Origin of the sequence: Nocardia goodfellowii, assembly GCF_017875645.1 — a bacterium.
Taxonomy (GTDB): domain Bacteria; phylum Actinomycetota; class Actinomycetes; order Mycobacteriales; family Mycobacteriaceae; genus Nocardia; species Nocardia goodfellowii.
The window spans coordinates 4,648,958-4,663,975 of record NZ_JAGGMR010000001.1 but is presented as its reverse complement, the minus strand read 5'-3'; the positions used below and the strand labels follow the sequence as shown (position 1 = coordinate 4,663,975).

Annotated in this window: 15 protein-coding genes; 4 read left to right on the top strand and 11 right to left on the bottom strand. The window is 65.0% G+C overall.

Features of this window, described 5'->3' with window-relative positions:
• Nucleotides 1-30 precede the first annotated feature (30 nt).
• The 3 genes from BJ987_RS21500 to BJ987_RS21490 form a co-directional block, all read right to left on the bottom strand.
• Entirely contained in the window at nucleotides 31-1,206 is a 1,176-nt protein-coding gene (locus BJ987_RS21500; protein ID WP_209893044.1) for an SGNH/GDSL hydrolase family protein, read from the bottom strand.
• Nucleotides 1,203-1,757, bottom strand: a complete 555-nt coding sequence (locus BJ987_RS21495) for a TetR-like C-terminal domain-containing protein (protein ID WP_209893042.1) — start codon at nucleotides 1,755-1,757, stop codon at nucleotides 1,203-1,205. Before BJ987_RS21495 ends, BJ987_RS21500 begins: the two co-directional genes overlap by 4 nt.
• Nucleotides 1,758-1,986: 229 nt before the next feature.
• A complete protein-coding gene (locus tag BJ987_RS21490) occupies nucleotides 1,987-3,591 on the bottom strand; it encodes an ABC-F family ATP-binding cassette domain-containing protein (protein ID WP_209893039.1) in 1,605 nt (534 codons plus the stop codon).
• A gap of 372 nt (nucleotides 3,592-3,963) precedes the next feature.
• Between BJ987_RS21490 and BJ987_RS21485 the strand changes: the two genes are divergently transcribed.
• Nucleotides 3,964-5,019, top strand: coding sequence for a DUF6630 family protein (locus BJ987_RS21485; protein WP_209893036.1), 1,056 nt, complete (start codon nucleotides 3,964-3,966; stop codon nucleotides 5,017-5,019).
• A 105-nt stretch (nucleotides 5,020-5,124) separates the two neighbouring features.
• Here the strand turns inward: BJ987_RS21485 and BJ987_RS21480 are convergent, their stop codons facing one another.
• The 4 genes from BJ987_RS21480 to BJ987_RS21465 form a co-directional block, all read right to left on the bottom strand.
• Nucleotides 5,125-5,985 (bottom strand): haloalkane dehalogenase, encoded by an 861-nt coding sequence (locus tag BJ987_RS21480; RefSeq protein WP_209893032.1) that lies wholly within the window; start codon nucleotides 5,983-5,985, stop codon nucleotides 5,125-5,127.
• A gap of 92 nt (nucleotides 5,986-6,077) precedes the next feature.
• Nucleotides 6,078-6,611, bottom strand: coding sequence for a DUF1772 domain-containing protein (locus BJ987_RS21475; RefSeq protein ID WP_209893029.1), 534 nt, complete (start codon nucleotides 6,609-6,611; stop codon nucleotides 6,078-6,080).
• Between the two features lie 105 nt (nucleotides 6,612-6,716).
• Nucleotides 6,717-8,198 (bottom strand): carboxylesterase/lipase family protein, encoded by a 1,482-nt coding sequence (locus tag BJ987_RS21470; protein ID WP_209893026.1) that lies wholly within the window; start codon nucleotides 8,196-8,198, stop codon nucleotides 6,717-6,719.
• Between the two features lie 77 nt (nucleotides 8,199-8,275).
• On the bottom strand, nucleotides 8,276-8,497 hold the full coding sequence (locus BJ987_RS21465; protein ID WP_209893023.1) for a hypothetical protein: 222 nt from the start codon (nucleotides 8,495-8,497) through the stop codon (nucleotides 8,276-8,278).
• A 113-nt stretch (nucleotides 8,498-8,610) separates the two neighbouring features.
• On the opposite strand from BJ987_RS21465, the gene BJ987_RS21460 reads away from it, so the two are divergent.
• Nucleotides 8,611-9,240, top strand: coding sequence for a TetR/AcrR family transcriptional regulator (locus BJ987_RS21460; RefSeq protein ID WP_209893020.1), 630 nt, complete (start codon nucleotides 8,611-8,613; stop codon nucleotides 9,238-9,240).
• A gap of 121 nt (nucleotides 9,241-9,361) precedes the next feature.
• Here the strand turns inward: BJ987_RS21460 and BJ987_RS21455 are convergent, their stop codons facing one another.
• Nucleotides 9,362-9,910 carry a TetR/AcrR family transcriptional regulator gene (locus tag BJ987_RS21455; protein WP_209893017.1) on the bottom strand — a complete coding sequence of 183 codons (549 nt, stop codon included), beginning with the start codon at nucleotides 9,908-9,910 and terminating at the stop codon, nucleotides 9,362-9,364.
• A gap of 127 nt (nucleotides 9,911-10,037) precedes the next feature.
• Between BJ987_RS21455 and BJ987_RS21450 the strand changes: the two genes are divergently transcribed.
• Complete coding sequence (locus BJ987_RS21450) at nucleotides 10,038-11,204, top strand: aromatic ring-hydroxylating oxygenase subunit alpha (protein ID WP_209893014.1); 1,167 nt, start codon at nucleotides 10,038-10,040, stop codon at nucleotides 11,202-11,204.
• 224 nt (nucleotides 11,205-11,428) lie between these two features.
• Here BJ987_RS21450 and BJ987_RS21445 read toward each other — a convergent pair whose 3' ends face one another.
• Complete coding sequence (locus BJ987_RS21445) at nucleotides 11,429-11,803, bottom strand: nitroreductase/quinone reductase family protein (RefSeq protein WP_372446950.1); 375 nt, start codon at nucleotides 11,801-11,803, stop codon at nucleotides 11,429-11,431.
• A 254-nt stretch (nucleotides 11,804-12,057) separates the two neighbouring features.
• On the opposite strand from BJ987_RS21445, the gene BJ987_RS21440 reads away from it, so the two are divergent.
• Nucleotides 12,058-12,843 (top strand): hypothetical protein, encoded by a 786-nt coding sequence (locus BJ987_RS21440; RefSeq protein ID WP_209893009.1) that lies wholly within the window; start codon nucleotides 12,058-12,060, stop codon nucleotides 12,841-12,843.
• 599 nt (nucleotides 12,844-13,442) lie between these two features.
• On the opposite strand, the gene BJ987_RS21435 is transcribed toward BJ987_RS21440, so the two are convergent.
• Nucleotides 13,443-13,961: a hypothetical protein gene (locus BJ987_RS21435; protein ID WP_209893006.1), complete on the bottom strand. Its 519-nt coding sequence runs from the start codon at nucleotides 13,959-13,961 to the stop codon at nucleotides 13,443-13,445.
• A 312-nt stretch (nucleotides 13,962-14,273) separates the two neighbouring features.
• Nucleotides 14,274-14,714, bottom strand: coding sequence for a hypothetical protein (locus BJ987_RS21430; RefSeq protein ID WP_209893003.1), 441 nt, complete (start codon nucleotides 14,712-14,714; stop codon nucleotides 14,274-14,276).
• Nucleotides 14,715-15,018 lie beyond the last annotated feature (304 nt).

The following is a 15,018-nucleotide window of genomic DNA, read 5'->3' as shown; positions in this document are numbered from 1 at the left end:
ACGCTGACAACACCGCGAACGCGACCGAGGCTAGTTGGCAGCAGCCGCTCGGTGCCGCTCTCTCGCAAATGCCCCTCCCGGCCCGAATACCTTGTCCGCGAACCGCTCTCCCATGAGGGCGTGCGTGTCCGTGTCCGGGTGCAGACCGTCGGGAAGTGGATGGCGCTGTGCGTCGCGCTCGCCGTAGAGCGTGCGACCGTCGAGGTAGTGCAGGTTCGGATCGTCGGACCTGCTGTCGACGATCTCCGTCAAGGCATCCCGAATGACCTGAAGTGTCAAGCGCCCCAAGGCGGTATCGCCTTTCTTTCCGGTCGCGACGAACTGCACCGAGTCGGTGCCCAGCGTATTCGGATCGATCGCGCCTGGGCCGGGCGTGTCCTCGTGGATCGCGCACTGGATGGGTGAGATCAGCATCAGCGGCGTGGTGGGGTGGCCGTCACGAATGGTGTCCAGGAAACCGTGAACGGCGGGAACGAAGCTGCGGAGTCGCATGGAGTCGCGGTTCACCACGTTGAGTCCGAGCTTGGCACTGATCACGTCCGCTGGAGTGTCCCGCATGAGGCGGGCCATGAACGGATCCACGAGCGCGCTGCCGCCGAACCCCAGGTTGCGCAGCTGGGCGCCGGCACGTCGCGCCGCGACGACGGGCCAGATACGAGTGGGGCTGGTGGCGTTGGAGCCGTGGCTGATCGAGCTGCCGTGGTGTAGCCACACCGGCCCGCTCGGCGATGCGGGTCGCAGTGGGGCGTCGGAGCGCAGTGCGATCAGATCTATCTGTTCGTTGTGCGGGAGCCAGATCTCGACCGTTTTCGGCCCGGCCGGGAGATCGGTGAGGGTGACGAGTTCCGGTGGCCCCTGCTCGAACGTTCCGACGCCGGTGTTCGGGTCCAGCTCGATGGTGTCCCCGCCGGTGAGGACGTGCGAATGGTGGAAGACGTCGTCGACCACCACGTCGATGGCACCCCGGGCGCGCGTCGCGCCGCGGTAGCTGACGCGGGTGGCGTGCACTTCCACGGTGATATCGACGCTCGTGGTACGCACGGCGACTCGCACCCCGGACGGCTGCGCTTCCATGAGGGTGAGCTGGGGATCGGCGAACCGCTCTCGGATCGGCCGGGGAAGTCTGTGGGGGCGGACGCCGCGATCGGACGATTCCAGTTCTACTGCACCGCAGACTAATTCGTCGGTGAGGCGGGTGGTGATCATGAAGTCGCTCTCTGGCGGGTATGCCAATGGGTGAGGAGGAAGTCGAGGGCGTCGATCAGTTCCGGCCATGACTGCTCGGCCGGTGGCATGCTGTGCGCGAAGCTTCCGCTGCGTTCGAGGTTCAGGAATCCGCTCAACGCGCTGCCGATGATGCGAATGGCGTGCACCCGATCGGGGCCGGCGATGTCGTAACCGAGCAGGACGGCGTCGGTCACCTGCACGATGCGGCGCGCGGCGGCCGTGTCGACAGCGGCCTGCCCTGCCTGTCGCTGCAAGGACGCCCATCGGCCCGGATGTTCGGTCGAGTACGCGCGGTGCGCGGTCGCGAAACCCACCAGCGCGTCCTTCTTCGATCGACCGGCTATCGCGTCACCGATGTTCGCCGCGAGTTCGCCGAGGGCCAGGGCGGTAATGCCGTCCCGGAGGTCGGCTAGGTCTTTGACATGCGAGTAGAGGCTGGGCGTTTGCACGCCGAACGAGCGCGCCACGGCGGCGAGGCTCAACGAATCGAAACCTGTCGCGTCGGCCAGTTGCGCACCACGCTCCGTCACGACGGCTCGATTCAGAGGCACTCTGTCCAAGGCGACAGCCTATCATCATTAGGCGATTGCCTATTCTCATTAGGTAGCCTGAGTGGATCCAGACTGCGGCGATGCAGCGGTCGACGGCAATTGTCGAAGCGGCGCCGATCGTGCCGCCGGACGAAGGGGCCCTGCGGCCCGAGCCGATCACCACCAACTCGGGCCGGATCGCCAGGTGCGACGCTTCGGGCACCGCAGGTCAGGCCAGCGACACCAATTCCCGATACTGGTCGTTCCACAGATCCTCGTGGGCATCCGGCAGCAGCAGGACCCGATCCGGGCGCAGTGCGTCGATAGCACCCTCGTCATGGGTAACCATGACGATCGCTCCCGGATAGGTGTCGATCGCGGCCAAGATTTCCGCGCGCGAGGCGGGATCGAGGTTGTTGGTCGGCTCATCGAGCAACAACACGTTCGCCCGCGAGTACACCAGTCCGGCCAGCGCCAGGCGCGTCTTCTCCCCGCCGGAAAGCACCCGTGCCGGTTTGTCGGCGTCCTCGCCGCTGAACAGGAACGCGCCCAGCACCTGGCGTAACTCGGCCTCGGTCAGTTGCGGTGCCGCCGCGGCCAGGTTCTGCCGCACCGTGCGCGACAGGTCCAAGGTGTCGTGCTCCTGCGCGAAGTACCCCAGTCGCAATCCGGTGCCGTGCACTACCCGGCCGCTGTCGGGAGTTTCCCGACCAGCCAGCAGCCGCAACAGCGTGGTCTTGCCCGCGCCGTTGAAACCGAGGACGACGAGTCGGCTGCCCCGGTCCACGGCCAGATCCACGCCGTCGAGGATCTGTTGTCCGGCATAGGATTTGGTCAGCGCGATCGCACCCAAGGGCATCCGCCCGGCCGGTGCCGGCTCCGGCAGCCGGATCCGCGCGACCTTGTCGGCGTGGCGCACCGGTTCGAGCTCTTCGAGCATGCGGTCAGCGCGCCGAGCCATGTTCTTCGCGGCCACGGCGGTGGCCACCCTGGCGCGCATCTTGTCGGCCTGGGCATGCAACGCCGCCGCCTTGCGTTCGGCGTTGACGCGCTGGCGTGCCCGGCGGCGTTGCGCCGCGGCACGCTGCTCGAGGTACTCCGGCCACCCGGTGTTGTAGACATCGAGAGCGGCGCGCTGCGGATCCAGATGAAATACCCGGTTCACGATCGCGGCGAGGAATTCGGTGTCGTGGCTGACCACCATCAGCCCGCCCGAGTACCGCTGCAGATACGACCGCAACCAGCTCACCGCGTCGGCATCGAGATGGTTGGTCGGCTCGTCCAGCAGCAACACGCCGTCGTTGCCGCCGAACAGAATTCGCGCCAACTCCACCCGCCGCCGCTGCCCACCCGACAACGCGGCCACCGGTCGATCCAGCACCGAATCGGGCAACCCGAGACCTGCGGCGATCCGCGCGGCTTCGGCCTCGGCGGCATATCCCCCGCCTGCTTGGAACGCGGCCTCGGCACGGTCATAGTCAGCTGACGCCCGTTTCAGCGCAACCGGATCCGTAGCCGTCGCGAGCGCGGCCTCGCCGGCCCGCAACGATCGCACGGCGACATCGAGACCTCGAGCGGACAGGATCCGCTCGATCGCGGTAACCGAGATCCCGGCTACCCGGGTGTCCTGAGCCAGGTAACCAACAGGCCCGGTCGCTACCACCGTGCCCGCCGCAGCCTCGGCCTGCCCGGACAGGACAGTCAACAGAGTGGTCTTCCCAGCGCCATTACGGCCGACGAGACCGATCCGGTCACCGGGAGAAATAACGAACGAGATGTCCGATAGCAGCACGCGGGCAGCCACGCGCAGCTCGACACCGCACAGGGTGATCATGGGAGTTGCTCCGAGTTGTCAGAGGACAGACTTCTAGCCGGGGATGAAGATCCTCAGCTAAGAAACTCGGGGCGTAGACATGTTCGCCAGGGTAACAATTCTTCCCTGACGACGCACATGAGTTTATCTATGGATCGATCACAACTGGGTGTTGTTCCCTGGGGCCACGTCCATTCCGCGAAGTTCGGAAGCCCCGTGTCAGTGGGCATCTCTACGCTGCCGCCCATGACGCTTTCCCGAACCAGACCGCACCACACTTCTTCCACCCTCGAGTTGGTCGGCACCGACCCTGACGAGAGGAACGCCCCGTCGCCCTCTGTGACCTCGCTGCCGGGCGATGGTGGGTTCTCGCCGATGGGGATGGTGTGAGAAGTGTTCAGACTCGATGGCGAAGTGCACGTCTCCTACGGCCAGATCTATGTCGAAAGTGACCCCGGGGACGTCGGCCCGCGCATGCATGAGGCGTTCGCGGGGCAGAACTCAGGACTGTGCGGCGCGGCGGTACCCGGCGCACTTTTCCTGCGAACCGGTTTGCACACTGGCGATGTCGGCTTCACCGTCGAAGTGCGTGGCCAGGCTCCCGCGCTCGATCCGGCATGGGAAGACGTCGTGGAGGCCTCCTTCTACCCGCTCTCGGAGCAAAGCTTCCTGGTGCAGTGGGCTGGTGAGGACTCCTGGGAACTGGACTTGAGAGAAGGCCTCGACTACCGGGTGCGGTACTGCGCGCGGGGCATGGACCAGGCCCGCGAGGTGGACGTCAGACTCGACGATGAGCCACTACAGGACCGTTACCTTCTACAGTTCTGGCCCGCCCCGCCCGAGCCGGACCGCATCGTGCGCCAGACCTCGCAGACCGCGGCCTACTCCCATGACTGGGCCCGACAGCAACCCGATGCCGAGTTCCGCGTGCGGGCCCTCATGGCTCAACGACGGGCACACCTCACCCCGGAAGGGGCCGAATCGTTTCGCGACGCCGAATCTCCGAACGGGACCGCGGATCTGGCGGTCATCTCCCGCGAGGCCGATCTCCAGTCGGTCCGCGAGCAGTTGACATCGCTGAGCTCCTATCCCACAGCGCTGCCCTGGGATTGGGCCGACACCTTCGTCGTGCCGGCCGACGATCGCGCCAGTTACCTCGAAGCGTTCCTCGAACAGATCGGTGAGCACGCCTTCGCCCTCGGTACCATCCTGGCGTCGCTGGAATCCGGGCACGACTACTACCTGGCCTTCGTAACACCGACCGAGTTCGAACAACTCTCGCGGCTGCTCACCGCGCACCGGATGAGCGCCGAAAGCGTGCGGTCCGGCCGCTGGACGCGGAGCGCGAGCTGGGAAGAACGCTCTGCGAGCAGCGTGATCAGAGCTTGGGCGGCAGCGAACGGCGGCAATTCAGTCCAGCCCCCGAAGCGGCGATCAAGTGGTCACTAGAGAGCCCCGGGGAGGCCGGACCGGACCGGCTCGCCTGACGCGTCGGATCGGCACCCGCCTGCCCGAACCGGGAGTGCACGGCCACGTTCCGTGTCCCCCACCTCGTTACGGGAATCGTTTTGTGATCGCCGCTGTGATCGCATCCGATGCATGTTCCTGAATGAAGTGCCGGGCGTGTGGTAGCTCGACCACGTCGAGATCGGTGAAGGCGGCCCGCATCCGAGGAATGCAGTCGTTCGCACGGAACACCATGTCCCGCATGCCCCACACCAGCAGGGTCGGCTTGTCACCGAGCAGAACAGGCACGTCTCGGGCAAGCCGGTCCAACAGCGGGCGCGCGGCACGGATCTCTTTGGGCATGATGGCCAGTCCGCGCCGGGCCTCCGCAGTGGGCTGCACCGCGCGGTAATGGTCCGCCTCGGCCGCGGTGAGTGTGCGCCCCAACTCCGCGAGCAAGACCCGCTCGACAAGGAAATTCTGTTCGAGTATCCGCCGCTGCATCGGACGGCTGCTCATGATCGCGCTGAAAGCCCGATTAGCTATCGCTTCGATCGGCCAGAACACCGTGTTGCCCAGCACGATCCCCCGCACCCGAGCCGCGCGTTCGGTGAGCGCGCCCAGACCGATGGGTCCACCCCAGTCGTGTCCCATCAGAACGAAGTCGTCGAGTCGCAGGTGATCGATCAGCTCGCCGAGGACCGTGGTGTGCTCAGCGACGGTGTAACCGAAACCCGTAGGCCGTTCGGACAATCCGAAACCCAGATAGTCGACGGCGATACACCGGTACCGATCACGCAAGCCCTGCACGATGTCGCGATAGAGGAAACTCCACGCCGGAGCACCGTGACAGAACAGGATCGCCGGTCCGCTGCCCTCATCGATGTAGTGCACCCGCCCGGCAGACGAGTCGAACCAGCGCGACTCGAATGGGTACAGCTCCCTGTCGGGAACAAAATCGATCAACATCAAGCCCCTCCCCTCTGACGCGAGGCTACAGGTGCGCCACCGAGGCGCGGAAGACCCCGCCGAGAAGATCATGAACAAGCCCGCGGCGGAAGTCACTCGGCCCCTTCATCTCCCGCATGTCCGCGCCGCGCCTCCGCGAGGACCCGGGCACGGTAAATCGAGAACACCGCGGCTATCGCCAATACCGCCGTGGCGAGCGACGCGACGATCCGGAACCCATGTCCGACAAGGAATTCCGTCGCCGCGCGCTCGATCTCCTCCAGTGTGTGCTGGTCTCGTTCACCCAAGATGCTCGCCCGCGGCCACTGGTAGAGGACCGACAGCAGGAACTGACCGCTGATCAGGAAAACGAGCGATGCGGCGACCCAACCTCGAGCCTGCCGTGCCCACAGCGCGACCACGATCGCGATCACCGCGCACAGTGTCATCACCCCGCCCATCGGGCGCATCACGCTGCCGATATCCACCACGGTCATGAACTCGTCGGCCAACGCCAGTGATTCCGGGACGTCGCGAAACATGTTGGGATACACGAAGATCGTCTCGGCGGCAGTGATCGCGAAAACGAGACTGGCCATCGTCGCGTACGCACCGGTGGTCGCAAGGGGAATTGTGGTTGGCCTCATAAGCCCGACGTTATGACCGCAAGCTCGTCCACACATCCGGCGCCATCCCCCAAGCCGTGTCAGGGTGTCCCCTGAGCGGGGCAGAGATGCGTCACCGAATCCGCCTCACGCGTCCCACAGATCGCAGTGGTGGGTGGTCCGCATGTTGACGGGTTCGATTGTGTCAGGGTTGAGCGAGAGAGCCAGATCTGAAGCGTCGAGTCGAGGCCAGGTGGGCGCGGAATCCCCGTTCGGGTCGCCGGTTCGGATGAATCGACTCCAATACCCGGCGAGTTGTTCGGCCAGGGAGCGCTGAGCGCTGGTGAGCTGCGGGCCGTCGTGGAAGTCGAAGAGGAAGTACACCTCTGATCCGTGGACGGTCGCGGGTTGCACGAGCGCGGGCACCGGATTTCCGCCAGGGGTCGGGGCGGTGGAGTCGGTGAAGGTATAGACATAGGTGGGAGCCCGTTCGGCGTGGTCACGCCCGGACCTCCAGGAACCACAGATCCAGTCGCGGTCGCTGAAGACGCGGCTGGCCGCGGCGGTCGGTGAACTGAATTCGTCTACTGGGTAGGAACTTTCGACGTGGTCAGCAGCGTTGCCGAACGCGGTTTTCAGGATTGCCGAGTACCGATCGGCGGTAATCGGCTCCGGATAGGCGCTCACGGTGAACTCGGCATGTTCATCGAACGTATTGCCTCGCAGCAGTGCGATGTTGGACGCTTGTCCGGCGGCGAAAGCGTTACTCGGCTCCCTCGGCACGAGGGGCGTTTCATACGCGACAAGCGGGAACATGGCGGTGTACGGAAGTAGGGTCTCGGCAGGCAGCGCACGCAGACAAGCGAGGTCGGCGCAAGACAGGTGCCCGGCCAAAGCCTGAGCGGCACCCTGGATGGTGGCGAGCGGCTGCCAGGTCGAGATCGCGCCGACACCTTCCCCGAGAGCCCCGGCAGGGTGGCTGGTCCGGCAGGATCCGCTTTGAACGATCGCACGCTGGAACAGGTTTCGCGCTTCCGGCGCTGTCATGAGGGTGCATGCGCTCATCGCACCGGCGGAGGCTCCAGCCAAGGTGACCTGGGCTGGATCCCCGCCGAAGTGGGCGATATTGGCTCGAACCCAGCGCAGCGCCGCCATTTGATCTTGGAGCCCGAAGTTGCTGTCGCCCAGTTCCGGGTGGGCGAAGAAGCCGTACACACCCAACCGGTAGTTCACGGTGACCACCACGATGTCGCCGGTCCGCGCCAGACGTGTCGGATCGTAGATCGAGCCGGCGCCGGTGATGAAGCCGCCGCCCGGGAGCCACACCATGACCGGGCGATTCTCGCCGGGTCCGGTGGGCACGGTCACGTCGAGAGTCAAGCAGTCCTCGCTCTGCGGAACACCGGATGGCATATCGGATGCTTCCGGTTGCACGCAGACCGGACCCGGGTTCGTCGCCTCGCGCACACCCGTCCAACTCTGCACAGGTTGCGGTGCGGCCCAACGCTTCTCGTTGATCGGCGCGGCCGCGTACGGGATGCCCCGGAAGTGTCGCACCCGGTCATCGCCGCCACCGCGGACCCTGCCGGACTCGGTGGCGACCACCGAATCGCCATTCTGCTCACCCAAGTGTCCGGCCGACGATCCACACCCCGTCAGCCCGAGCAGCACAGCAAGAATGCAGGCGGCCGGAACTCGACGGCGGCTCACTTGCCGCGCCCGGTTCGCTTGGCCCCGCGACTCCCCCAGCCAGCCAAGGCGGCGCCTGCGGCACCCATCACGACATAGCAGGTCAGCAAGACCGGAAATCCGCCCGCGAGCCCACCGAGCACTCCGCCGTCCGAATGGTCGGCGATCAATCGGATACCACTCTGCACACCCAGCACCAGCAGAATCATTCCCAGGACCAGGGTAATTGTGTGACGCACTGTCGCCTTCTCCTCTTGCTCTCGCGAGCACATCGCCTTTGTGGTTCGATCGAACCATAACAGGTTGTTGATACGATCGCACCACACATTGAGCTGTCGGAAGGAGAAGGCCCATGCCCCGGCAGGTCGACCATGATTTGCGCCGCCACCAGATCGCGGAAGCGGTGTGGCGGCTGGCCGGACGCGGCGGGCTCGAACAAGTAACCCTGCGGCTGGTCGCCGCGGAGGCCGGAGTCTCGGCACGACTTCTGCAGTACTACTTCGGCACTCGGGAGCAGCTGCTGCTCGGCGCCTTGGAAATACTCAACAACGACGCAGAACAACAAGCGAAAGAACGGATGGCCGCCCTCGGCGAAGCGCCGGGTATGCGCGCGATCGTGCGCGGTGTCCTACATGAAATGCTGCCGCTCGATGAGGAACGCCGTAACCGCCACGTTGTTTACGCGGCGTATTTCATCCGATTTCTGACCGAACCCGCCCTCGTCGCGGTGGCTCGGGATTCGCCGCCCGCACTGGCGAACCTGGTGGCCGACTTGATCATTGAAGGGCAGCGGCTCGGCCAGGTCCGCGACGATACCGATCCCGCGGCCGAGGCGGCTTTTCTTCTGGCGGGGACTGAAGGCCTGCAAACCCGAGTACTGCTCGCGCAACTGTCCGCAGAGCGTGCAGTCGAGCTGATCGACAGGCAATTGGACCGCATCTTCATCAGCAAGTCTCGGGCCACGGGAGATCCTGGAGACTGATCAGGCGATTCTCGGCAGCCAGTGCCAGCGGTTGGGAGTCGCTCGGCCAGTTGATCTCCCATGCGCCCGTTCGCAACACGCGGGTCGCGGCAGGTGCGGGCAGCCAGCTACCAACTCGCTTTCACCGAGGTCGGGCGCCTTCGAGGAACAGGGAGAGCGCCGCGTCCGCCGGATCGCGATGACCCGGTGGTGTGTCGCTCATAGCGATCGCGTACACGGTCCACAACAGGGTGTCGACGAGCCAATCGGCGGGGAGGTCGGCGCGCAACTCGCCGCGGCGCTGCGCGGCGAGCACCAGTTCGATCAGCGGGCGTTTCCACCTGGCCCAGCGGCGGGCGATCCGCCGATCGAAATAGTCTTGGTGGCTGGAGAGTAACTGCACCAACCGAACTCGGTCGAAACTCTCCCGCACAACAGTGCCCAGTACATGTTCCACCGGGGCAGCCCGGCCGGCCGCGTCGCGCATCAGCTGTTCCGTCTCGTCCAGAACGCGGACGTGCACAGCCCTGCGCAGTGTGTCCCGGTCTTTGAAGTGCCGGTAGAGAGTGCCACGCGCGATGCCGGCCGCTGTCGCGACATCGTCCATCCGCGGGTCCGGATTCGCGGGGGCGACCAGCTGTCGATAGGCCTCGATGATCCGTTCGCGGTTGCCGGCCGCGTCCACGCGCACGTGTCGACCTTAGCGGCCCAGCTGTCCGCGCGCTCGGAAAGTGAGACATGTGTGCCTCATTTTATTCCTATCGTGGCGGCAGCCGGGCATCCGGCACAGCGCATTACGCGAAGAACGGAGACACCACATGTCGGCCACAGTGGACCAACTCGCCGCGGGAGTCGGCGCGATCGACCCGGAAGAAGTAGACCGACTACTCAGCGACCGGCGCGCACTGCCCGCCAGCTTCTACTACGACCCTGCGCTGTTCCGGCTGGAACAGCGGCTGCTCCTGGGCCGCGCCTGGCAAGCCGTCGCGACGCTGCACGAGCTGCGTGACCCGGGCGACTACCTGACAACCGAAGTCGCCGCCGTGCCGGTAGTGGTGGTGCGCGACCGGGACGGCACGCTGCGAGCGTTCATCAATGTGTGCAGGCACCGAGCCAATACCGTCGCAACCGGTAGTGGCAACTGCCGCACCCTGCAGTGCGCCTACCACGGCTGGACCTACTCCCTGGATGGCTCGCTGAAAGGCATACCGCAGCGCAACAAGGGTGATCTGCCGCCCGCGAATACACTGGCCTTGCGGCCGATCTCGGTGGACACTTTCGGCGGTATCGTCTTCGTCTGCCTCGAACCGCAGGAATCGCTCCTCGACCAGCTCGGTGACATGCCAGCGATGATGGAGCGGGCCGGTTACGACTTCCCCTTCGCCGACCCGAACAGCGGACTGATCCCGGTACCGGCGGGCACCGAAGACCACGGCGTAGTCCGTGCGAACTGGAAACTCGCTGTGGACAACGCGAATGAGTGCTACCACTGCCCGACGATCCACCCACAGACAATCTGCGCTGTCACCGGCGCCGAATTCGACTACGAGCTCAACACCAGCGGAAAGTTCGGGATGGTCGTCGGCCAACACCTGGCACCGCAATGGCAGGCTGAATTCCCCGACGGAAAGACCGGTAGCCAGTACGGATATGCCCAATACACCCTGTGGCCCAACACGCTGATCGTCAGCGGGTATGTCGGCGAGCACATCCTGCGTTTCGAACCCACCGGTCCTGGCACTACTCGAACCATCAGCAGCGCATACCAGCGACCCGAACTACCGACCGAACCGGTCGAGAAAATGAACGCCCTTCTATTCGGCCGAGGGGTCGCCGAGGACATCGAGGTCTTGGAACAGGTGCAACACGGTCTCGAGTCCGGCTATTACGAACCCGGCCCGCTCATGAATGGCCCCGAGGGAGTCATCCACGCATTCCAACGGCAAGTGTGGGACATCCTGCGCCCGGCATTCCGCAAGCATTAGCACCTGAGCAACTGGCCCCGACCCGAGCTCGCTCGGGATCGGGGCCCAGCGACACCTGAAGATCGCAAGTACCGGTCCGTCACGCAGCTCACCGACGACCGACCCACACGCCGGCATGATGGTGCCTTCGACAGGCGGTGGCCAGGCCGATCCGGACGCCCGGATGGATAGCCGTACGCCTCAGCCATTCGACCGGATGAATTCGCTGACGGAAAGTACGAGAGTCAATCCAAGTCGATGCGAACGGTCAGCAGATCGGTACCGAGCGCTCGCACAACTGCACTGTTGGCCCGCGGCAGTTCACGCAGCCGAGCTCGTGCGTCGTCGCCGGGCATCAAGTGAGCTGTGCCGGAGTACCACCGACCACGAATACGCAGCCGAACATGGTTGTCCGCCTGGATGTTCCGGATGTATTGCGATTTCTCGCCGAACTCGGAAACGAGCCAGAAGGAGTTGCCGCTTCGGCGGCCGCCGATCGGCGTGATCCGCGGCTGACCACTCTTACGTCCCGTTGTTTCGAGCAAAGTCTGAACCGGCAGCCGACCCAGGATCGGGTTACCGATGTACCGTTGCCCTGTCGTTACTACCCGGTGTTGCAGGTCTCGCAGCTTGGTCACGATCTCAATCTACCGAAATTCAGTTCGGTTGTCCGCCAACGGAAGTCAGCACGATGCGCTCCCGGTCAGCGATCATCGGGCGAGCCGCGCAACAACGTTGAACCACTGCAACCATGGCCGATAGCTCGGCGCGCCGCAGGGTATCTCGCGATGCCGACCGCGTGCCCACGGGCATGCGCGAGCGCGTGCGTGTGACATTGTCCCTTTCGGCAGTCGTCGAGGGTACGGTCCAACAGGTGAACATCGAGGTAGTCGACGTCGCCGGGGGCGCGGGAGTGATCGATGTCCGGGGTGATTGCGGATCGCACGGACAGTACGGTCAAAGCCTGCTCTATTTGGGCGGGGCGGCGGCGGGGCTGGATACAGCTGATTTCGCCGGCAGCATCGGCCGATTGGTTATGCGGGCGCCGCAACGAGCACCCCGGCCCGAACAGTTGCAGGCATTGCGTCACCTGACCACCGACGGCTACGACAACGGCAACCTCGCTGAAATTCTCGCGCCGCTGCTCGCGCTGATGGCCCACGGCCGCTACGAGTTACGATCCCCCGAACCAGTAACCAAGCGGATCGCCGAAGGCTTCCAGGCTTGGTATAGCTCGCAGGAGTGGGGCGTCAGCGGACCCCAGCCCGACGAGCCGAGCGGTATCTACCCGTTGGAGGACTGGCTGACACCGACCGAGCAGTGGCCACCGACCGACACCGAGACGGTCGAGCGGTATCGCACGGCAATCCGCCGGGGCGCTCGGCCGGTGGTCATCACCCTGCGTGCCGGCGCCGAAAACCTATGGAGTGGTTTCGTTCTCGACGGTCACCACAAACTCGCTGCCTACCGTGCCGAAGAACTGGCCCCGACCGTGCTGCGCATCGCGCGAGTGGGCGCACCACCGATCACGGCCGAAGAGGTCCGAGACCATTTCCCTCGCGCAGCTGAGCATCCGGAGATGAAGTGGGCGATGGCCGCGCTGGAGCGCCGTGATCAGCGACCATTCGAGCAACCTGACCAGCCCTACCGTGACCGATGACCGACCGGAAACCCGGACGGTAGGCGCTCGGCGCCGATAGCCGAACCGTCTCTGACTTTCCCTCGCATCCAACGTAATCCACCGACGGGCAGTTCTTCGCAGTCACCCGGTGCTGGACCTTACGGCCCGGCGATCACACGCTTCTGTGCATCTGGGCGACGATCACTCGGTGGTGGACTGGCGCTCTTGCCTGCAACTGGACTCTCGAAGAGATCCGCCGCCGCGCGAACGACGACGCGGAATTACCCGACCCCGACGCCCCGTTTTCCTGGACGCCTCACCCGAACCGGGTAGAGCCGCCCTCCGCGCTCGATTCGATCGTCGGTGTATCCAGTCTGTGCTTTGCCCGCTGCGTAGACCCCGGCACCGACCACGGGGACTGTTCATGAGTCATCGGCTCGTGGCTGTCGAACCGCTTCTGTGCTGAGCCAGTTACGATCCGGACCTCGGTGCTGCGATCGATGGACTTTGGCGTAAGAATCCAGTGGTGCGTTTTCGTTCGCTTTGGGACGCGCGGGTCGCGGCAATCCAGGGCCTTCGCGGACGCACTTGGTCAAGCAACGGGACCGCAAGCTGGTCTATTTGCTGAGATGCTTGGCTTATTGAGGGTTCCAGTAGTATCCCGGGGTCTGCAGCGGATTGTCGGTGTGCTGCAGGACCAGGGCTATCCCGTTGTCGCGTAGATACATATTCGGTGCTGAACTCGGCGCGAGCGCCCATCGGGGCGGGTTGATGGTGCCGCCTCCGACCCAGCCCGCGCGCGGGTCGTCACAGGACCCGACGAGCACTACACCTGGTGAGGTGGAGGTATCGCCGATGAGGCACTTGCCGGGGAAGTCGTCGAGCTGGAAGAGAACGGAATCGGGCAGGGAATTCCGCTGGAACCAATGCGGTGCGTCGGATCTGCAGTTGGAGGCGTCCACGGCCTCGCCGCGGCCCGCGGCGACTTCGTTGTAGTAGACGCAGGCCGGGTGAGCCGGGTCGCTGAGCTGGAAGAGCCTGAACACATGGGGAAATCCAGCTTCCAGCGCTCCGGGTGTCGCGGGTTCGGCATGTGCCGGCGCCGATACCGAGCCCAGGAGCGCGGCGAAGAGGACAGCAAGTTTGGTTCTGTTCAACGGTATTCCTTCGATTGGGCCGCGCGCAGGCTCGGGCGGCGTGATGCGAGGGTTCGTTGATCTGTACACGCATAGTTCGGATGTTAAAAGCCCGACCATATCGTCGGCGTATGCAAAACCGCACGCCGCCTTACCATCTCCTCGACGGCCCCCGCGGCACCTCCAAGCCCTGCAGCAAGAGACTGCGGAGGCGACCGCCAGCGAGACGGTCACTGTTCTCACTGCGCGCCACGGCCGATGCCATACTCGAACAAGCGGAAGTTTGGCGCGTTCGGCTCGGGGTGCCCACTCGCCGTTGTGTCATTTGCAACGCTAGCTCGTCGCGGGCTCACTCGTCTCGGGCCGGTGCTGCCGTTCACTCAGCAGGAGCGCGCCCGCCGCCAGCAGATAGAACGGCGACATGAACAGCAAACTCGATCCCACCGTGGTGCCGTGCTCGAGCGCCGACATCCCGAGATATCCCTCTACCGCACCGAAAACGGCCAGAATACCTGCGGCCCAGCGCGTTCCGCGCCAGGCATACCTGCGCGGCAGCACGAATACGACTGCGGGCAGCAGTACCACGAGGCCGGACTCTGCGAGATATTCGAGCCATTGCTCGAGCAGCGGCGGTGACGACAGGTAGGCCGCTCGGAACACCATGGCCTGGTCGCGGATTCCCCCGGCGTCGCTGTCCGGCAGATCCGGGAAGGGTGTATTGAGCACCTGTGGTAATGCGACCAGGATCAGGGTCAACACCCGCCAAAAGGTCACGGAGCGCCACCACCGACCAGCGCCACCATCATGCCTCCGCCCCTCCGCCCGACCTCTCCGCGGGCGACGCTACCCGCCCGCAGCGAAATTCTGTACCCAGGCCTCGCCGGGGTCCTCGAACAACCCTGCTGCCGTCCGGCGTTCCTTTGCCGAAACATACACGCCGACAACGTATTTCGCCAGAATGCATGCCGGATGACGAAGATGGGTGCTGGAGACTGCGAACGCCGGGACACCAGAGCTACGGCACCCCGAGCCGGCAACCTGGTGCGCGAGAACGCCCATCATGCTGCTCTCGATGCCA